The following is a 15,430-nucleotide window of genomic DNA, read 5'->3' on the forward strand; positions in this document are numbered from 1 at the left end:
AGGATTGCTTTGCTGCGCATCTGAAAAATTCTTGAAAGGACGATTTCGACAATTTATTAGTTCCTTTTTTCAGGGTATGATAGAATCAACAAACCGGTTCCGCCGTTCTTTTATTTAATGCTAATAATTTACGGCTGTAAACCGCATCTAATAATTTCAGTATGTTACAGAGGTCAAGCGTAACAGTCGAGCGCTTTTTTATAAAGAAGCCGTTTTTTATATTTTTTCATAAAAACCCATTATCTTGCCAGATAAAAAGTGGCTGGTGTGTTTACTTGACAGGGGGATAAAAAGTTGGCGCAGAAAAGACAATCAGGAAAAAAGGCAGCTTTTGGAAGGCACGGAAAGCAAAAAGGCAAAAAATATATGACGGAAACAGTGAAACCCCGGTCATCTTTTGCACGAACCAACCGGGTTGGCGGCATTGTTTCTGAGGAAGACCTTATCGGTTTTATTTACAGTCGTGACGGGTTGACGACCTTCAAGGAGGTCATGGCCGGTTTTGATATTCCCAGAGGTCACAGAAAGGAAGTGCAAAATCTGCTGACGGCGCTGTGCAGCCAGAAGGTCCTTTTCCAGGATGACGATGGGTTTTATTCAATTCGGCGCAAGGAAGACTTTGTTGAAGGGATGCTGAGCGTTAATCCGCGCGGCTTTGCTTTTGCCACGGTTTCAGAGCCACCCCCCGGGGTAGTCATTGAGCAGGATGTCTTTATTCCTGAAAGAGAGTTAAGCTCCGCAACCCATGGGGATAAGGTTCTTCTGAGGATTGTCGCCAGTCGCCGGGGCCGCATGGAAGGCGTTATCATCAAGGTGCTTGAACGGGGAACAACCGTTCTTGTGGGAGATTATATGTCGGGTCGCAGCACCGGCCTGGTGTATCCTGAAGATGACCGGTTTCCGTTTCAGGTTCTGGTTCGCAAAGAAAATTCCATGGGCGCGAAAAACGGTGAATCGGTTGTTGTCGAAATTGAACATTATACGCCGGGCAAGCGTAACCCCGACGGGAAAATTATTGAGATATTAGGTGATCCTGATGATATAGCCGTGCAAAACGAGATCGTCATCCGCAAGTTCCAGCTGCCCTTTAAATTCAGCCCCAAAGCCATGGATTATGTGGCCGCCCTTGATGAAAACATTGTCATGGAAAAGGGCCGGCTTGATCTTCGGGACATCCAGCATGTAACCATCGACGGCGAAACCGCGCGTGATTTTGACGATGCCGTGGCGGTTATCAAGACCAGGTCCGGATTCAGGCTCTATGTTTCCATTGCCGACGTCAGTCATTATGTAAAGCCGGGAACAGCCCTGGACCTGGAAGCCTATCTGCGCGGCACAAGCGTCTATTTCCCAACCAGGGTTGTGCCGATGCTGCCGGAAAAACTATCAAACAACCTGTGCAGTCTTGTTCCTGAACAGGACAGGTATTCTTTTACCGCCATATTGGACTTCGACGGTAATGGCACTCGAAAGGAGATGCAGTTCTCCAAAAGTATCATTCGCAGTCGTTACCGTCTCACCTATACCATTGTCAAAAAAATTCTTGTGGATAAGGACGATGAAAGCCGCCGGCAATATCATGATATTCTTGAAAACCTCGAATATATGGGGGCGCTTGCCCTTCTTCTTGAGCAAAAAAGAATGGATCGGGGCAGCATCGGCTTTGAGATACCGGAAGCGGAAGTTGCAATCGATGAAAACGGCGAAATATCCGGCATTAACCGGCTGGAAAGAAACCGGGCCCACAAGCTGATTGAAGAATTCATGCTGGCGGCCAATGAGGCGGTTGCTGAAAAACTGTCAACCGGCTTTGATAAGAAAAATGCGGCTCTGTACCGGATTCATGAAAAGCCTGATCCGATTAAGGTCGCGGTATTTTCCGGGTTCGGGCGAACCATGGGCCTGAAGCTTCCCGGGGACAGCGGCTCTCCCGTCTGGTTCGGTAAGGTTCTTGATCTGACCCGCGGCACCCCTCAGGAATATATAGTCAACAATCTCCTGCTGCGCACCATGAAACAGGCCAAATATTCTCCTGACAATGTGGGTCATTTTGGCCTGGCCGCTGATTTTTATACCCATTTTACCTCACCGATCAGGCGCTATCCTGATTTGATGGTTCACCGGAAACTTTCCGAGCTTCTAGGTTCCGGCGCTGATGAGACCCCGGTGTCGGCAGACGAGGCAGGTCTTTTTCTTTCAAAGCGCGAGCGTGTTGCCGTGGACGCAGAACGGGAAATGGTTGATCGCTTGAAGGTCCGATTCATGGCCGGACGTGAGGGCGAGGTTTTTGACGGTATCATCTCCGGGGTCACAACCTTTGGTTTGTTCATCGAGTTGCTTGATACTTTTATCGGCGGCGCCATTGAACTGACCGCCCTCAAGGACGATTATTATCAATATGAGGAAGAGAGCCATCGTCTCCTGGGACGACGGACAGGAAAGATTTTTCGATTGGGTGATTTGCTCCGCGTCAAACTCGAGAGTGTGGATAAAAGAAAACGTCATATTAATTTTGTCATTGCCGAAGAAAAAGAACATGGTTGAAATTGCTATAAGTCCGGCCAGACTGATTGCAAACGTCGCCATAGTACTGGTTGAACCGAAATATCCTGAAAATATCGGTGCTTCAGCCAGAAGTGCAATGAATATGGGGATAAGCCGGTTGATTGTCGTTGCCGCGGAAAAGCCGGACAAGGAAAGAATGCTCAAAATGGCGACTCACAATGCCGCGCACCTGATTGAAGAGATGGAACTGTTTGCAGACCTGGAAAGCGCCCTTTCGCCGTTTTCCTTTGTCATCGGCACTACAGCGCGTCTGGGTCGAAAAAGAAGAGCCATTCAAACCCCGAGACATGTTGCGGCAGCGGCGGTGCCAATTCTGCAAAACAACCTGGTTGCGCTGCTTTTCGGGCCGGAAGACAGGGGGCTTACCAACGATGACTTGAAGTATTGCCACACGACGAGTACCATTCCCACGGAAAATTTCTCGTCGTTGAATCTGGCCCAGGCAGTAGCCATACATTGCTATGAAATGTACATGGCAACCCTTCAGGCATCCAGAGATGAGAACACCCGTTTTCAGCCCAAACTTGCCGATTCATTCGAAATCGAAGAGATGTACAAGCATCTTGAGAATGTATTGACAACTATAGGTTTTTTAAAAAAAACCGATTATGAATACTGGATGGGAAACATCAGGCATTTCCTGGGAAGAATCCATCTCCGGGCGAGGGATGTAAGGATTTTACGCGGTCTCTGCCGGCAATTTCTCTGGTATGATAAGAAAATATCAACAGGGGGATTTGGCGATAAATGAGGTCTTTTGTTCAAAACCCTCACGGAGCGGCTGCCGGCTAAAAAAATATCTGCAAGACACACAGTAAACCAAATAGTTAAAGGGTTTGTTTTTATGGCACGCATATTGGTGGTAGATGACGAAGTTCCGTTTCGAAAAGCGCTTTGCAAGATGTTGTTAAATGCCGGTTTTGACGTCGATGAAGCAGCAGACGGATCTGAGGCGATTAAAATCTACCGGCAGCACCCCGCAGATTTGGTTATTATGGATATCGTAATGCCTGAAAAGGAAGGCATTGAGACGATAATTGAGTTGAGGCGCGATTATCCGGATATAAAAATAATTGCTATTTCCGGAGGTGGAGAATACGGCCACCCGGAAGGGTATCTTGCTGTGGCTAAAAAACTCGGTGTGCTCAAGACATTTGCCAAGCCTTTTGAGTACAAGGCTTTTATTGATGCGGTCAAGGCAGCCTTGAACCCTTGTTAAAACATTTACTTCTACAAAAACCTGCGGCCAGGAAGGGTGCTTTTTCCTCCCAGGGATAATCTTTCTCTCCCTAAGACTCTTTTATGGGGCAAAAATCGCAACGTGGGTTTGTTTTCTTGCAGAACTCCTTGCCCAGTCTCACTAAAAGCGCATGGTATTCGTTATAAATCGTCGTATCTTCCGGAAGTGAGTCCATGAATAAATCCTGAATATCATGATATTCGGCATATTCCTCAACCAGACCGTGCCGATTGAGAATCCTGTGGGTATATGCATCAACGACAAACATGGGTTTTCCCGCCGCATAAAGGATAATGCTGTCAGCAGTTTCAGGCCCTATCCCCTTTACCGCCAGGAGAGTTTTTCTCAGTTCGTGGATATCGAACATTTCAAAAAAAGTATCGGGATCACCTGAGGGGGCCGGGGCTTCCTTCATTAAAGCACTGATGGCTGAAATCAGGTTTTTTAATCGCCTGGCTTTGAGATTGTAGTATCCGGAAGGCCTGATTAGTTCGGCAAGAGCGTCAAGAGGGATGGCGTCAAGAGCCTCCAGCGAAAGGAGGTTTTCTTGTTTGAGGTTCTCTATGGCGCGGGTAACATTGGTCCAGTTGGTGTTCTGGGTCAGCACCGCGCCGACGATGATTTCGACGGTTGTATCTCCGGGCCACCAATGCTGGGGACCGAAATATTCATATAGTTTGTTGTATATTTCGAGGATGTGTTGAGACACTGGAAAAAAAAAGTTTGAGGTTAATGGCCATTGTCTGATGTCTGTGAGATTGGCCTTAGTCGTCTGAGCGCATAAAAAGCACATAGACAACCACGGCGATTGCTCCAACGCCCACGGCAAGCACCGGCGCGATATTGTTTAACTCTATTTCGCCGTCTACCATGTTCTTCATGTAAGTCGTTCCTGAAAAAAACCATAATCCAAAACCCAAAGCGACAAGAATCATGGAATTCCAGGACTGTTTATAAAGCAAGTAACCCAGGTAGGCAATAAAGGGGACAAGGAACCATGGATTGCTGAAAACACCGGGGATATCAACCTTGCTGACTTGATCCGGCAGGTTTGTGGAGTTTATGAATTCCGAAATTGAACCCAGGAAACCAGGCATGTCCTTTCCTCCTCAACCGGATGTAACTCTCTGTCCGGAACTGATCGTTTTACTGACCACTGCATCATACAAAAAAATAATACTCGAAATATGCAACATATGCCTGCGCTTATTTATTCAGCAAGTTTTCAGACTTCCTTAATTTTGTTCACGGGCAAAAGTCTTGTTTCCGGGCAGGTTCCGCTTCTTCTAAGAAAACCAGCAGCTCAGTTGCGCGACTCATTTTTCATTGTGGCGTGTTTATAGACCTTTATGGCACAGTATGAGCCGCACATGCTGCATGCATCGCCCTTGTAAGTGCCGCCTTCATCCCTGAAGCGCCTGGCTTTTTCAGGATCGAGGGAAAGCGCAATCTGTCCTTTCCAGTCCAGGTTGTTTCGGCATTTTGCCATGGCGATATCTTTATCCATAGCCCCAGGCAGGCCCTTTGCAATATCCCCGGCATGGGCGGCGATTCTTGAGGCGATCACTCCTTCGCGTACATCATCGGCACCGGGAAGCTTAAGGTGTTCGGCAGGAGTCACGTAGCAGAGAAAATCAGCTCCGGCGGCGGCGGCGATTGCTCCGCCAATGGCGCCGGTGATGTGATCATAACCTGGCGCAATATCGGTAACCAGTGGTCCGAGAACATAAAAAGGAGCTCCGTGACAGAGCTTTTTCTGAAGCATGATATTGGCTTCAATCTGATTCATCGGCATATGCCCGGGACCCTCGATAATTACCTGTACCCCGGCATCCCAGGCTCGCAGTGTAAGTTCACCCAGGTGGATGAGTTCCTGCACCTGGCCCCGGTCGGTGGCATCTGCAAGGCATCCCGGCCTGATTCCGTCACCCAGGCTCAAGGTTACTTCATGTTCTTTTAAAAGAGCCAGGAGCTCGTCGTAATGTTCATACAAGGGGTTTTCCTTGTTGTTGTGGCTCATCCATTCAATGGTAAAAGAACCGCCGCGACTCACAACTCCCATCAACCTGCTGTGCCCTTTGACTTTTTCCAATGTGTTTCGGTTAATTCCGCAATGAATGGTCATGAAGTCAACGCCATCAAGAGCCTGTTCCTCAATGGTTTTGAAGATGTGGTCAACGGTTACTTCGCCGATTTGTTTTTTCTGGCCCTCGACAACCTCGGCCACAGTCTGATAGATCGGCACCGTACCAAGGGGTACCGGGCAGTTGGCCAGGATTTCTCTGCGGACTTGGCGCAGATCCCCTCCCATGCTGAGATCCATTAGCGTGTCAGCACCGGCTTTAAGGGCGACACACAGTTTTTGCAGTTCATTTTCAGCTTCGGGATGATCTTTGGAGGAGCCGATATTCGCGTTGACTTTTGTTGAGATGCCCCTTCCCACCGCCATAATTCTTTCAAAGTTGTGATTGTTGTTTTTAGGAACCGCAATCACTCCGCTGGCAACGCCCTCAATTAATGTTTCAACGGAGATCCCCTCGTTTGCCGCGCATGCTTTCAGGAGTGGGGTTTTGTTATTATTTAAAGCGTCTTCGCGAATACTCATGGTTGTATCCTTGCTCCAGTACTGTTAACCCTCAGTCAGCCAGTAATAAATTGATTTTGAGAAAAAAGATGAAATTTGCCACGTTGTTTCAGCCGGTTGATTCAATAAATTTGAAAAGAAACAAACATACCAACGCTTCTGTAATCATGTCAACGTAAAAGAGAGACAGCAGGACGCCTTGAAAAAATCGGCGGATTGAGGAAATCCTGGAACGGTATCAGGGGCCGGGCTGAATTTTTCATGTTTGAAATACGCCGTGATCATAAAGGATTTTCAACCCGAGGAAGATGAGGAGAAATCCACACATAACTTCAGCCCAGGAGCCAATACGGGTGAGTGACTTGGCATAATTGCCCAAATGCAGCCCCACAGCGGTGAACAGGGCCGCGACAATGCCGATGACCAGCGCCGGAATCCATATGCTGATCTGTAGAAGTGAAAAACTTATTCCCACTGCCAACGAGTCGATGCTCGTTGCTATTGAAAGGAAAACAAGCATTTTCCCCCTGGTTGGATCAGTTTTGCTGGCGTCTTGTTTATCCCGCCTTGCTTCAATAATCATCCGCACCCCGACAATGGCGAGTAAAATAAACGCAACCCAGTGCGCATAAGATTCTATAAAATTTCTGATCGACAAACCGGCGGCCCACCCTAAAATATTCATCAGGCCTTGAAACAAGCCGAAATGCCAGGATAACCTGAAGGTGTGCCGATGGCCGACCTCCGGCAGAGAAATACCTGCTGCAAGCGCTACGGAGAAAGCGTCAACCGCAAGCGCTAAAGCGATTAAAAGTATCGAGGTGTTGCTCATGAAAAAATGCTCAAAGAAATCTTGTCTCTGGTCAAAAATGGTCCTTTTGGTACCGTATTGTCATGGTTAAAAATTATTACAGTGAGAACAGCGAGGTCTCCATGCGCCGATATTGGAAAACACCTGCGGGTTTTTTTTCGTCTTCCATGGAGTCTCCCACCAGCTGTAACCCCAAATCGAACAGAGCGCCGAGTATGCGAGACATCGAAATGTCTCATTTTTTTTAACCGACGCAATCCAGTGTTTATCGACCGGTTAAGGAATTAACGACCATATGTGATTGAGAAAACACTTAAATTTTATTAAAATCATTTTTGGATTTTATGGCCAGCTTTTTTAAGCTTTCACCAGGCAGGAGATATTTATGCAGAATGTAACCTTGGGTTTGGCTGTTCTGCTCAGTGTCGGGATTTTATTTGCAAAACTCGGCCAGTTTCTCCGTCTCCCCTCAGTTACCGGATATATTATTGCCGGCGTTCTTTTGGGGCCTTCCTGTTTGGGTTTTGTATCCTACGAGATTATCGGACAGAAATTAAATCATTTCACAGAAATTGCCCTGATGCTCATTGCTTTTGGCATTGGTGAACATCTTGAACTTAAAAAGCTTCGAGTCATAATTAATAAAATTTTTATTATCGGACTTGGTGAAACCATCGGTGCTTTTAGTTTGGTTTTTTGTGGCACCCTGCTGGTTTCTCTCTATGTTGGCGCATGCGTCGGCGGCTGGGCGTTTAAAGAAATCGTCGTTTTATCTCTTTTGCTTGGCGCTGTTTCTGTTGCAACCGCACCAGCGGCAACTCTTCATGTCATGCGTGAAGCCAGGGCTGCCGGTCCGCTTACCACTACTTTAATGGCTGTAGTTGCGATAGATAATGGCCTGGCGATCATGATTTTTGGTGTTGCTGTTGCCATTGCTCGAAATATTGTGGGAGCCGGTGGCGCGGTGGTTCCGATTATTTTTGGAAGTTTGGCCGAGATTTTGACATCATTGATGCTTGGAGTTTTGACCGGCATGTTGATTGATTTTTTCGGTCAGAAACTTAAAAATAAAAACGAACTTCTTACTGCGGGGCTCGCCCTTTTGCTTTTATGCGGCGAGGGCGCCCGGCTCATGGACCTTTCGCCTCTTTTAGCTGGAATGACCGCAGGTTTTACGGTTATTAACCGTCATCGGCGGGACGTGCGCCTTTTTCGGGTGCTGCAAGCCTTTGAAGCACCGATATACGTCCTGTTTTTTTCCCTGGCCGGTGCGCACCTTCACTTTTCTTCTGTTATGATCGTCGGATGGCTTGCTCTTTCCTATTATTTTTTGAGGGGAATTGGGAAAATGGGTGGTGCTGCTTTGGGTGCACGGTTGGCCTTGGCGCCACCCACTGTACAACGATATCTCGGACTTGCTCTTATGCCACAGGCAGGTGTTGCGATCGGGCTTATTTTCTTGATAAAAAGTGAACCCGGTTTGACGGTATTTTCTTCCATTATTACCCCGGTTGTACTTGCCGGGGTGTTTCTTTCTGAGCTTACAGGACCTGTCTGTGCCCGGCTGGCATTTGACAAGTCCGGTGAGTCGCATGGTGCTGCTGAAAAATGTGCAAATCACCGGAACAAGCTGGCTTCAGCCCAGAGTTATAACGGCTCTCAGGATATGACGTTGGATGATTTTCATATGTCCAAGTGGACACGGGGTAAGTTAATTCCGCCTCGAAGGCTTGAGGGTTGCGTTGTTTTTGGTCTTTCACTCCCAACAACTGCGGCTGGTCTTGCAAGAATTGCAACGTTGTTTTCTCATTATTTCATGTCTTCGCCTTTGGCTGTTCATGTGGTTATGCCGCAAAAAAAGGATAATGATCTGTTTGAAGAAACCGACTCAGCGCCTCAATTGTTTAAACTTGCTTCTCAAGAAGTCGCCTCCCTGGGTTATAGACTTGAAACGCAAATTATCCACTCGGATGACATTGTTTCGGCTCTTTTGTCCGTGACTGATAATCCAGGTACACGGGCAATAATTATTGGGCATCCCTTAAAGAAAAGTTCTCAGGAATTTCAGGGAGTTATAGAGTCTGTCGCGAAAAATGCGACATGCCTGGTAATTGTTGTTCGTTTTGCGGAAACGCTGCATACTGAAAAAATTCTCGTGCCGATTACTTCCATCGAAGACATGCGTACACTGGGAGACCCGGTTTCCTCATTGTGTTGCGCAGGCCGACATCAAGTTACGGTATTAAGGCTTCTTCCGCCGGATGCGGTTAAGGAGCATATTGAAAATGCTGAAGCCGATCTTTTTGAGTGGGCCAAGAAACAAGGGGTGGCTAGATTTGTTCGTATTAAGGTTGAAGCGACCGAGACCCGCCTTCAGGCAATTGTTCAAGAAGCAGAATCCCATGATTTACTTATTATGTCCTCGGCGCAGACAAAAAGGATACAGCGATTCTTTTTTGGTTCTTTGGCTGAAGATGTCGCCCAGAACATCAATAAATCGATGCTTATTGTTCATTCGAGCAAACAATCAAACTGAATTGTTGTATAACCATTTGATTTTACACAATATTATTTAATTGTTTCACGTGAAACAATCCCTTGTGGGTTTTTGGGTGTCTGGGCAAGGGTATTTTTGGGTAAAGTGAAAAAATTGTTGTAAGCGAGCGGGAAAAATGTTTTCAGTGGTATGTGGGTTTTGGCGATTTGGTGATTCAACAAATAATATGGGCGGTGTAGCGGTGGAAAAGAACGGCAAAAAGGCAAAGGTTGTGGCGCTGGCCAATCAAAAAGGCGGGGTGGGGAAAACAACGACAGCGATAAATCTGGCAGCAGCGGTGGCCAGTATGGGGCGGTCGGTTTTGGTTGTTGATTCAGATCCCCAGGGAAACACCTCGAGTGGCCTTGGTGTTAATGTTTCGGAGATAGAAAGCCATTTGTATCATTGTTTTCTTGGCGAGGTGGCGACTGAGAAAACTGTTTGTGGTGTCCAGGGGGTTCCGAATCTGTTTGTCTTGCCGACCCATATAGATCTCGTGGGGGTCGAAATAGAGTTGATGTCCGCCCCTAAAAGGGAGCGTTTTCTGGCTGATATTCTGGCGCCGGTTCTTAAGGATTATGATTATGTGTTTGTGGATTGTCCGCCGTCCCTTGGTCTGCTCACTTTGAATGCCTTGACTGCGGCAGACTCAGTAATTATCCCAATGCAGTGTGAGTATTTCGCTCTTGAGGGGTTGGGGCAATTGGTAAGAACTATACGGTTGGTGAAAAATTCATACAACAAAAGGCTGTCTATTGAGGGACTTTTGTTGACAATGTTTGATAGAAGGAACCGTCTCACGTATCAGGTTGCCCGAGAGATAAAGAAGCATTTTCATGATAGAGTGTATGATACGGTAATACCCAGAAATGTGCGGTTGAGCGAGTGCCCTAGTCATGGAAAGCCGATCAATGTGTATGATCCGCTTTCAGCGGGATCTTTGAGTTATCTGAGTCTGGGCAAAGAATTCGTTAAAAGGCAAAGACAAAAAAAGAAGGTGGCTTAAAATGATAAAGACGCGGGCGTTGGGTAAGGGCTTGAATGCGTTGCTTCCAGGGAATATCGAGGAAGACGGGGAGGGTCGAGAGTATTTTATTTGCCAGATTGATGATATTCGGCCGAATCCATATCAGCCAAGAAAGGAAATGAAAGGATCCGATCTGGATCAATTGGCTGCCTCGATCCAAGAAAAGGGTGTTTTGCAGCCTCTGATTGTTACTGAAAGAGAGCTGGGTGTTTATGAATTGATTGCCGGTGAGAGGCGGTGGCGTGCCGCAAAACTTGCTGGATTAACAGAGGTGCCGGTATTGGTCAAAGATGTTACCGATATCGAGCGACTGGAGTTGGCAATAATAGAAAATATCCAGCGTGAAAATTTAAATCCCCTTGATGAAGCCCTGGCCTATGATCGACTTATGAAAGAGTTTGGGCTCACACAGGAAAAAGTAGCAAAAAAGGTCGGGAAAGAAAGGTCTACCGTCGCAAACTTGATTAGAATTTTACAATTGCCGGATTATGCCAAAAAGGATGTAGCCGATGGGGTAATGAGCCTGGGGCATGCTCGTGTTTTGCTTGGAATCAGTGATCCCGAAGTGGTCAGAGAGTTGAGGGATAAAATTGTAAATCAGGGGTTGAACGTAAGGCAAGCTGAGGAATTAGCCAAAAAGCAGAAGAGTGCAAAACCCATATCCAAGCCGCGGAAAACCACTACTGATGGAATCCCGGAATCGTATTGTAAGGCTTTATCCCATGATCTTGTCCGATATTTGAGCACGAAGTGTCGGATAGTCCAGCAAGGAGACAGGGGCAGGCTCGAGATTGAATATTATTCCGTTGATGATTTGGAGCGGTTGCTGGAGTTGATTGTTAAAAAGTGATCGAGGTTCCATTGGCAACAGGTTGAGTCTGTTTTTAAGAAAGTTAACACGATCACGGCAAGAATGAGAGTCATGGACCAATTTCAGGAAAAAGTTGAGGTTATTCGATCTGAGAGGATTGCAGCGGATGTTTTCCGTCTGGTTTTAGCTGCCCCGGAAATTGCCGAAAAGGCCACGCCGGGTCAGTTTATAATGATAAAAGTAAACTGGGCCTATGATCCGCTGTTGCGGCGACCGTTTTCAATATTTCAGACATCCGGGCAAGATATTCAAATAGTTTATAAGGTCTTGGGGAAAGGGACTCAAATAATGTCAACGTTCAAGGCCGGTGATAAAATTGACATTATAGGCCCCCTTGGCAAAGGTTTTACGGTTATCAGTAAAAATCTTTGTCTGGTCGGGGGGGGGATGGGAATTGCCCCGCTTTTTTTTCTGTCAAAACAGATAGTTCAGACTGTAAAAGGGGCCAAGATCCAACTACTTCTTGGTGCAAGAACACGCGATGAATTAATGGCTTTTGAGCCGGGTTTCAAGGCCTTAGGGGTGCAAGTGCATGCTGCCACCGATGACGGCAGTGCCGGGCACCACGGGTTTGTCACTGATTTGTTTGTGAAAGCAGCTGATAATTGTCCAGCCGATCAGGCTTTTGATGTGTATTGTTGCGGACCCTATCCGATGATGCGAACAGTTGCTGAGCTATGCACTAAATATGGCTTGCCGTGTCAGGTGTCTATGGAAACCATGATGGCCTGCGGGATTTCCGCTTGTCTTGGTTGTGCTATACAGGGAAACGGCAAACGATATCTTCATGTCTGCAAAGACGGGCCGGTTTTTCAAGGGGGAGAAATCAAATGGGCATAGAAATTCTTCCTGATCTGCGAGTTTCTATCGGGTCTTTCCAGTTGAAAAATCCCGTTATGACCGCGTCCGGCACTTTCGGATATGGTGAGGAGTTCGCTTCCTTAGTAGATTTACATAGGTTAGGCGCAGTGATTGTTAAGGGTATTTCGCATGAGCCGCGGGCAGGAAATATGCCCCCAAGAATTGTAGAAACCTCGTGCGGGATGCTTAACGCCATTGGACTTGAAAATGTCGGTTTTGAGGGTTTTGTAAAAGAGAAACTACCGTATTTAAGAAATAAAAAGGTCCCGGTCATAGTGAATATCCTGGGCGATAGCATTGAAGAATACTGTATTCTTGCGGAAAAACTTAATGATATAGAAGGGGTTTCAGCTCTTGAAATTAATATTTCGTGCCCCAATGTGAAAAAAGGTGGAGTTGCATTTGGCACCGACCCGGATATGGCCGAAGCTGTCACCAGCGGCGTACGGAAAAGATGTACCTTACCTGTTATTGTTAAGCTTTCACCGAATGTCACTGACATAACGGTAATTGCAAAAGCTGTTGTTTCCGGGGGATGTGATGCAATATCGCTGGTAAACACTCTGCTGGGCATGGCAATTGATATTCATACAAGAAAGCCAAAGCTTGCCAATATTGTTGGTGGGCTTTCAGGTCCGGCAATCAAGCCGGTGGCTTTAAGGATGGTATGGCAGGTCGCTCAGGCTGTGAAAGTGCCGGTTATTGGCATCGGCGGGATTACCACCGCGGCAGATGCAATCGAGTTCATGATTGCCGGAGCAACTGCCATTCAAGTGGGCACAGCAAATTTTATAAATCCCGGCGTTTCTGAAGAGATCCTTGATGGGATCGCCACCTATTTGAATGAAAAGGGGTTGACCTCGGTTCAGGAACTAATAGGCTCCCTTGAAATTTAAAAAGAGCGTAAGAGGCAGTTTTTATATGGTTTGTTTTTCATTGAAAACACAAGGACTCAGCGGAGTTAAGCATAAATGGAAACCGATAGTTGATGGTCTTGTTTTTTAAGAAAATCCGCTTTTATCAGGCGATTTTCTTTGACAAGGAAACTCCGTGGCATGTAAAGCTGTTACTCCTTTTAGCTTTTCTATATCTTGTTTTTCCTTTTGATTTAATCGCAGACAATATTCCCTTTATCGGCTGGGTTGATGATTTGACAGTGAGTTCAATTCTGGTGTCTCTGGCTTTCAGACTGGTACCAAGGCATGTAATTTACAAAGCGCGGCTTAAAATTTTTGGTGAAAATCAACACAAAATGTAAGCAATAATTTTCTTATGATGTCTTCCCGCTGCTTGGGATCAAATAGTTGGCAAAATGAATACGGATCAAAAAAGAAATATATTAAGGCATATATATGCCCACGCTTCGTGGACGGAAAATTCCTCCTATGCCTGCACCAAAGGGTGCGCCACATGCTGTACCCAGAGTGTTACCATGACAACACTGGAAGGCCTTGATATTATAGCCTTTTTGAAATCTAACAAGACGGTTTCACTGGAAGTCTTATTTGGCACATACCGGCCCGGAAAACAGAAAAAAAATTTACTTACGACAAATGAGTTTGCTAGAAAATGCCTCACCGAGACGCTGACTGACGATGAGGAAGAAGGTGGTGATGCATGGGATTTTTCACCCTGTGTATTTTTGCAGGATAACAGCTGCAGCATCTATCCGGTAAGACCGTTCGGTTGCAGAGGTTTTGCATCAACATCCCGGTGCGACCAAAAAGGGTTTGCCGAGGTGCCGGAGTTAATAGTTATCCTTAACACCCTTTGTTTACAATTAATTGAACATTTAGATCTTGGCGGGTTATGGGGAAATATTAATGACGTTTTATTTTGGTTGCTGGCAAAAGAAAAAAATGAAGAGATGGAAAGATCAAATGTGTCAGGGCTGAACCTTAAAACAAATGAGCGCATTTATGGATTCCTGGTTCCGCCGGAAGAGCAACAAAGTGTTCGAGATATTTTTGCGCCGATATTGTCCAGCCAATTTCAGAATTCGTCTTTGGGGGAACTCATCAATATTGATGTCATGGGTAAAAACGGGCAATGAATGAATATATTCAATGATTTCAAGTTGTTAGTTTGTTGATGGGCTGCCTGGTAATTTCTCTCTACACTATAGGTGTTCTGTAGGGCATAAAAACAAAAAAGTCTGAAAAAAAATCGAATAATGCACTCAGAAAAAATAACCGCACAGGTCCAATGGAAAAAAATTGATACAGTTCTGCTTGATATGGACGGTACACTTCTGGATAAACACTTTGACGATTATTTCTGGGAGCAATATGTTCCGGAAGTGTTTTCACTGAATAATAATATGACTCTTGAAAAGGCTCGTGAAACACTTCTCCATCGTTATAAAAGAGAGGAGGGTACTTTAGCCTGGACCGACCTTGATTTCTGGTCTGAAGAACTGGGTATGGATATTCCGGCTTTGAAACTGAGAGTGGACAACCTTATACAAGTACATCCCTATGTTGTCGATTTTCTGAAATTTTGTAAAAAAATGAATAAACATCTCTGCCTGGTGACCAACGCCCACAGCAAAACGCTGGACATAAAATTGAATAAAACAGCCCTGGGGGGGTATTTTGATAGAATTATTTGTTCACAGGAAGTGGGGATGGCCAAGGAAGACCCGGTGTTTTGGGAAAAACTGGAAAAAATGCTTGGTTTTAACCGCCTCACGACGATGCTTGCCGATGATACGGAAGAGGTTCTTGCCTCAGCAAAAAAATATGGAATACAATGGCTGATTTATGTGGCAAGGCCAAGCAGCAGAAAACCGGTGAAGTATTCTCAAATATTTCCTTCCATAGAATATTTTAAGGAATTAATCACCAGTGATGAAATTAAGCATTAGGCAAGTAAGCCTTTGACAGCCCCTGAAACCATGCTATATTCCCTGGGATTAAAAAAACAAAACATGATA

At 45.9% G+C, this 15,430-nt stretch carries 15 protein-coding genes; 11 read left to right on the plus strand and 4 right to left on the minus strand.

Annotated features, from left to right (window positions below):
- Positions 1-366 precede the first annotated feature (366 nt).
- The 3 genes from rnr to KKE17_01040 all read left to right on the plus strand — a co-directional run bounded on the left by rnr (position 367) and on the right by KKE17_01040 (position 3,784).
- Positions 367-2,544, plus strand: coding sequence for a ribonuclease R (gene rnr, locus KKE17_01030; GenBank protein ID MBU1708565.1), 2,178 nt, complete (start codon positions 367-369; stop codon positions 2,542-2,544).
- Positions 2,537-3,316, plus strand: a complete 780-nt coding sequence (locus KKE17_01035) for an RNA methyltransferase (protein ID MBU1708566.1) — start codon at positions 2,537-2,539, stop codon at positions 3,314-3,316. The genes rnr and KKE17_01035 overlap by 8 nt, the downstream gene beginning before the upstream one ends.
- Before the next feature lie 93 nt (positions 3,317-3,409).
- Entirely contained in the window at positions 3,410-3,784 is a 375-nt protein-coding gene (locus KKE17_01040) for a response regulator (GenBank protein MBU1708567.1), read from the plus strand.
- 70 nt (positions 3,785-3,854) lie between these two features.
- On the opposite strand, the gene KKE17_01045 is transcribed toward KKE17_01040, so the two are convergent.
- From KKE17_01045 to KKE17_01060, 4 genes are all read right to left on the minus strand, one after another.
- Positions 3,855-4,598, minus strand: a complete 744-nt coding sequence (locus KKE17_01045) for an endonuclease III domain-containing protein (protein MBU1708568.1) — start codon at positions 4,596-4,598, stop codon at positions 3,855-3,857.
- Positions 4,570-4,902: a hypothetical protein gene (locus KKE17_01050; protein ID MBU1708569.1), complete on the minus strand. Its 333-nt coding sequence runs from the start codon at positions 4,900-4,902 to the stop codon at positions 4,570-4,572. Before KKE17_01050 ends, KKE17_01045 begins: the two co-directional genes overlap by 29 nt.
- A gap of 206 nt (positions 4,903-5,108) precedes the next feature.
- The gene (thiC, locus tag KKE17_01055; GenBank protein MBU1708570.1) at positions 5,109-6,410 is read right to left on the minus strand and encodes a phosphomethylpyrimidine synthase ThiC; all 1,302 of its coding nucleotides are present in this window, start codon (positions 6,408-6,410) and stop codon (positions 5,109-5,111) included.
- A gap of 238 nt (positions 6,411-6,648) precedes the next feature.
- Positions 6,649-7,221, minus strand: coding sequence for a manganese efflux pump MntP family protein (locus KKE17_01060; protein ID MBU1708571.1), 573 nt, complete (start codon positions 7,219-7,221; stop codon positions 6,649-6,651).
- 364 nt (positions 7,222-7,585) lie between these two features.
- Between KKE17_01060 and KKE17_01065 the strand changes: the two genes are divergently transcribed.
- The 8 genes from KKE17_01065 to KKE17_01100 all read left to right on the plus strand — a co-directional run bounded on the left by KKE17_01065 (position 7,586) and on the right by KKE17_01100 (position 15,361).
- Positions 7,586-9,736 (plus strand): cation:proton antiporter, encoded by a 2,151-nt coding sequence (locus KKE17_01065; protein MBU1708572.1) that lies wholly within the window; start codon positions 7,586-7,588, stop codon positions 9,734-9,736.
- 187 nt (positions 9,737-9,923) lie between these two features.
- Positions 9,924-10,742, plus strand: a complete 819-nt coding sequence (locus tag KKE17_01070; protein MBU1708573.1) for a ParA family protein — start codon at positions 9,924-9,926, stop codon at positions 10,740-10,742.
- A 1-nt stretch (position 10,743) separates the two neighbouring features.
- Positions 10,744-11,613: a ParB/RepB/Spo0J family partition protein gene (locus KKE17_01075; GenBank protein MBU1708574.1), complete on the plus strand. Its 870-nt coding sequence runs from the start codon at positions 10,744-10,746 to the stop codon at positions 11,611-11,613.
- A 72-nt stretch (positions 11,614-11,685) separates the two neighbouring features.
- Positions 11,686-12,474 carry a dihydroorotate dehydrogenase electron transfer subunit gene (locus KKE17_01080; protein MBU1708575.1) on the plus strand — a complete coding sequence of 263 codons (789 nt, stop codon included), beginning with the start codon at positions 11,686-11,688 and terminating at the stop codon, positions 12,472-12,474.
- Positions 12,465-13,391: a dihydroorotate dehydrogenase gene (locus tag KKE17_01085; GenBank protein MBU1708576.1), complete on the plus strand. Its 927-nt coding sequence runs from the start codon at positions 12,465-12,467 to the stop codon at positions 13,389-13,391. The genes KKE17_01080 and KKE17_01085 overlap by 10 nt, the downstream gene beginning before the upstream one ends.
- A 92-nt stretch (positions 13,392-13,483) precedes the next feature.
- Complete coding sequence (locus tag KKE17_01090) at positions 13,484-13,753, plus strand: DUF1232 domain-containing protein (GenBank protein MBU1708577.1); 270 nt, start codon at positions 13,484-13,486, stop codon at positions 13,751-13,753.
- 54 nt (positions 13,754-13,807) lie between these two features.
- Positions 13,808-14,548: an alpha/beta hydrolase gene (locus KKE17_01095; protein MBU1708578.1), complete on the plus strand. Its 741-nt coding sequence runs from the start codon at positions 13,808-13,810 to the stop codon at positions 14,546-14,548.
- A 120-nt stretch (positions 14,549-14,668) separates the two neighbouring features.
- Positions 14,669-15,361: an HAD-IA family hydrolase gene (locus tag KKE17_01100; protein MBU1708579.1), complete on the plus strand. Its 693-nt coding sequence runs from the start codon at positions 14,669-14,671 to the stop codon at positions 15,359-15,361.
- Positions 15,362-15,430 lie beyond the last annotated feature (69 nt).

It is taken from the genome of Pseudomonadota bacterium, from assembly GCA_018823135.1.
Lineage (GTDB): Bacteria > Desulfobacterota > Desulfobulbia > Desulfobulbales > CALZHT01 > JAHJJF01.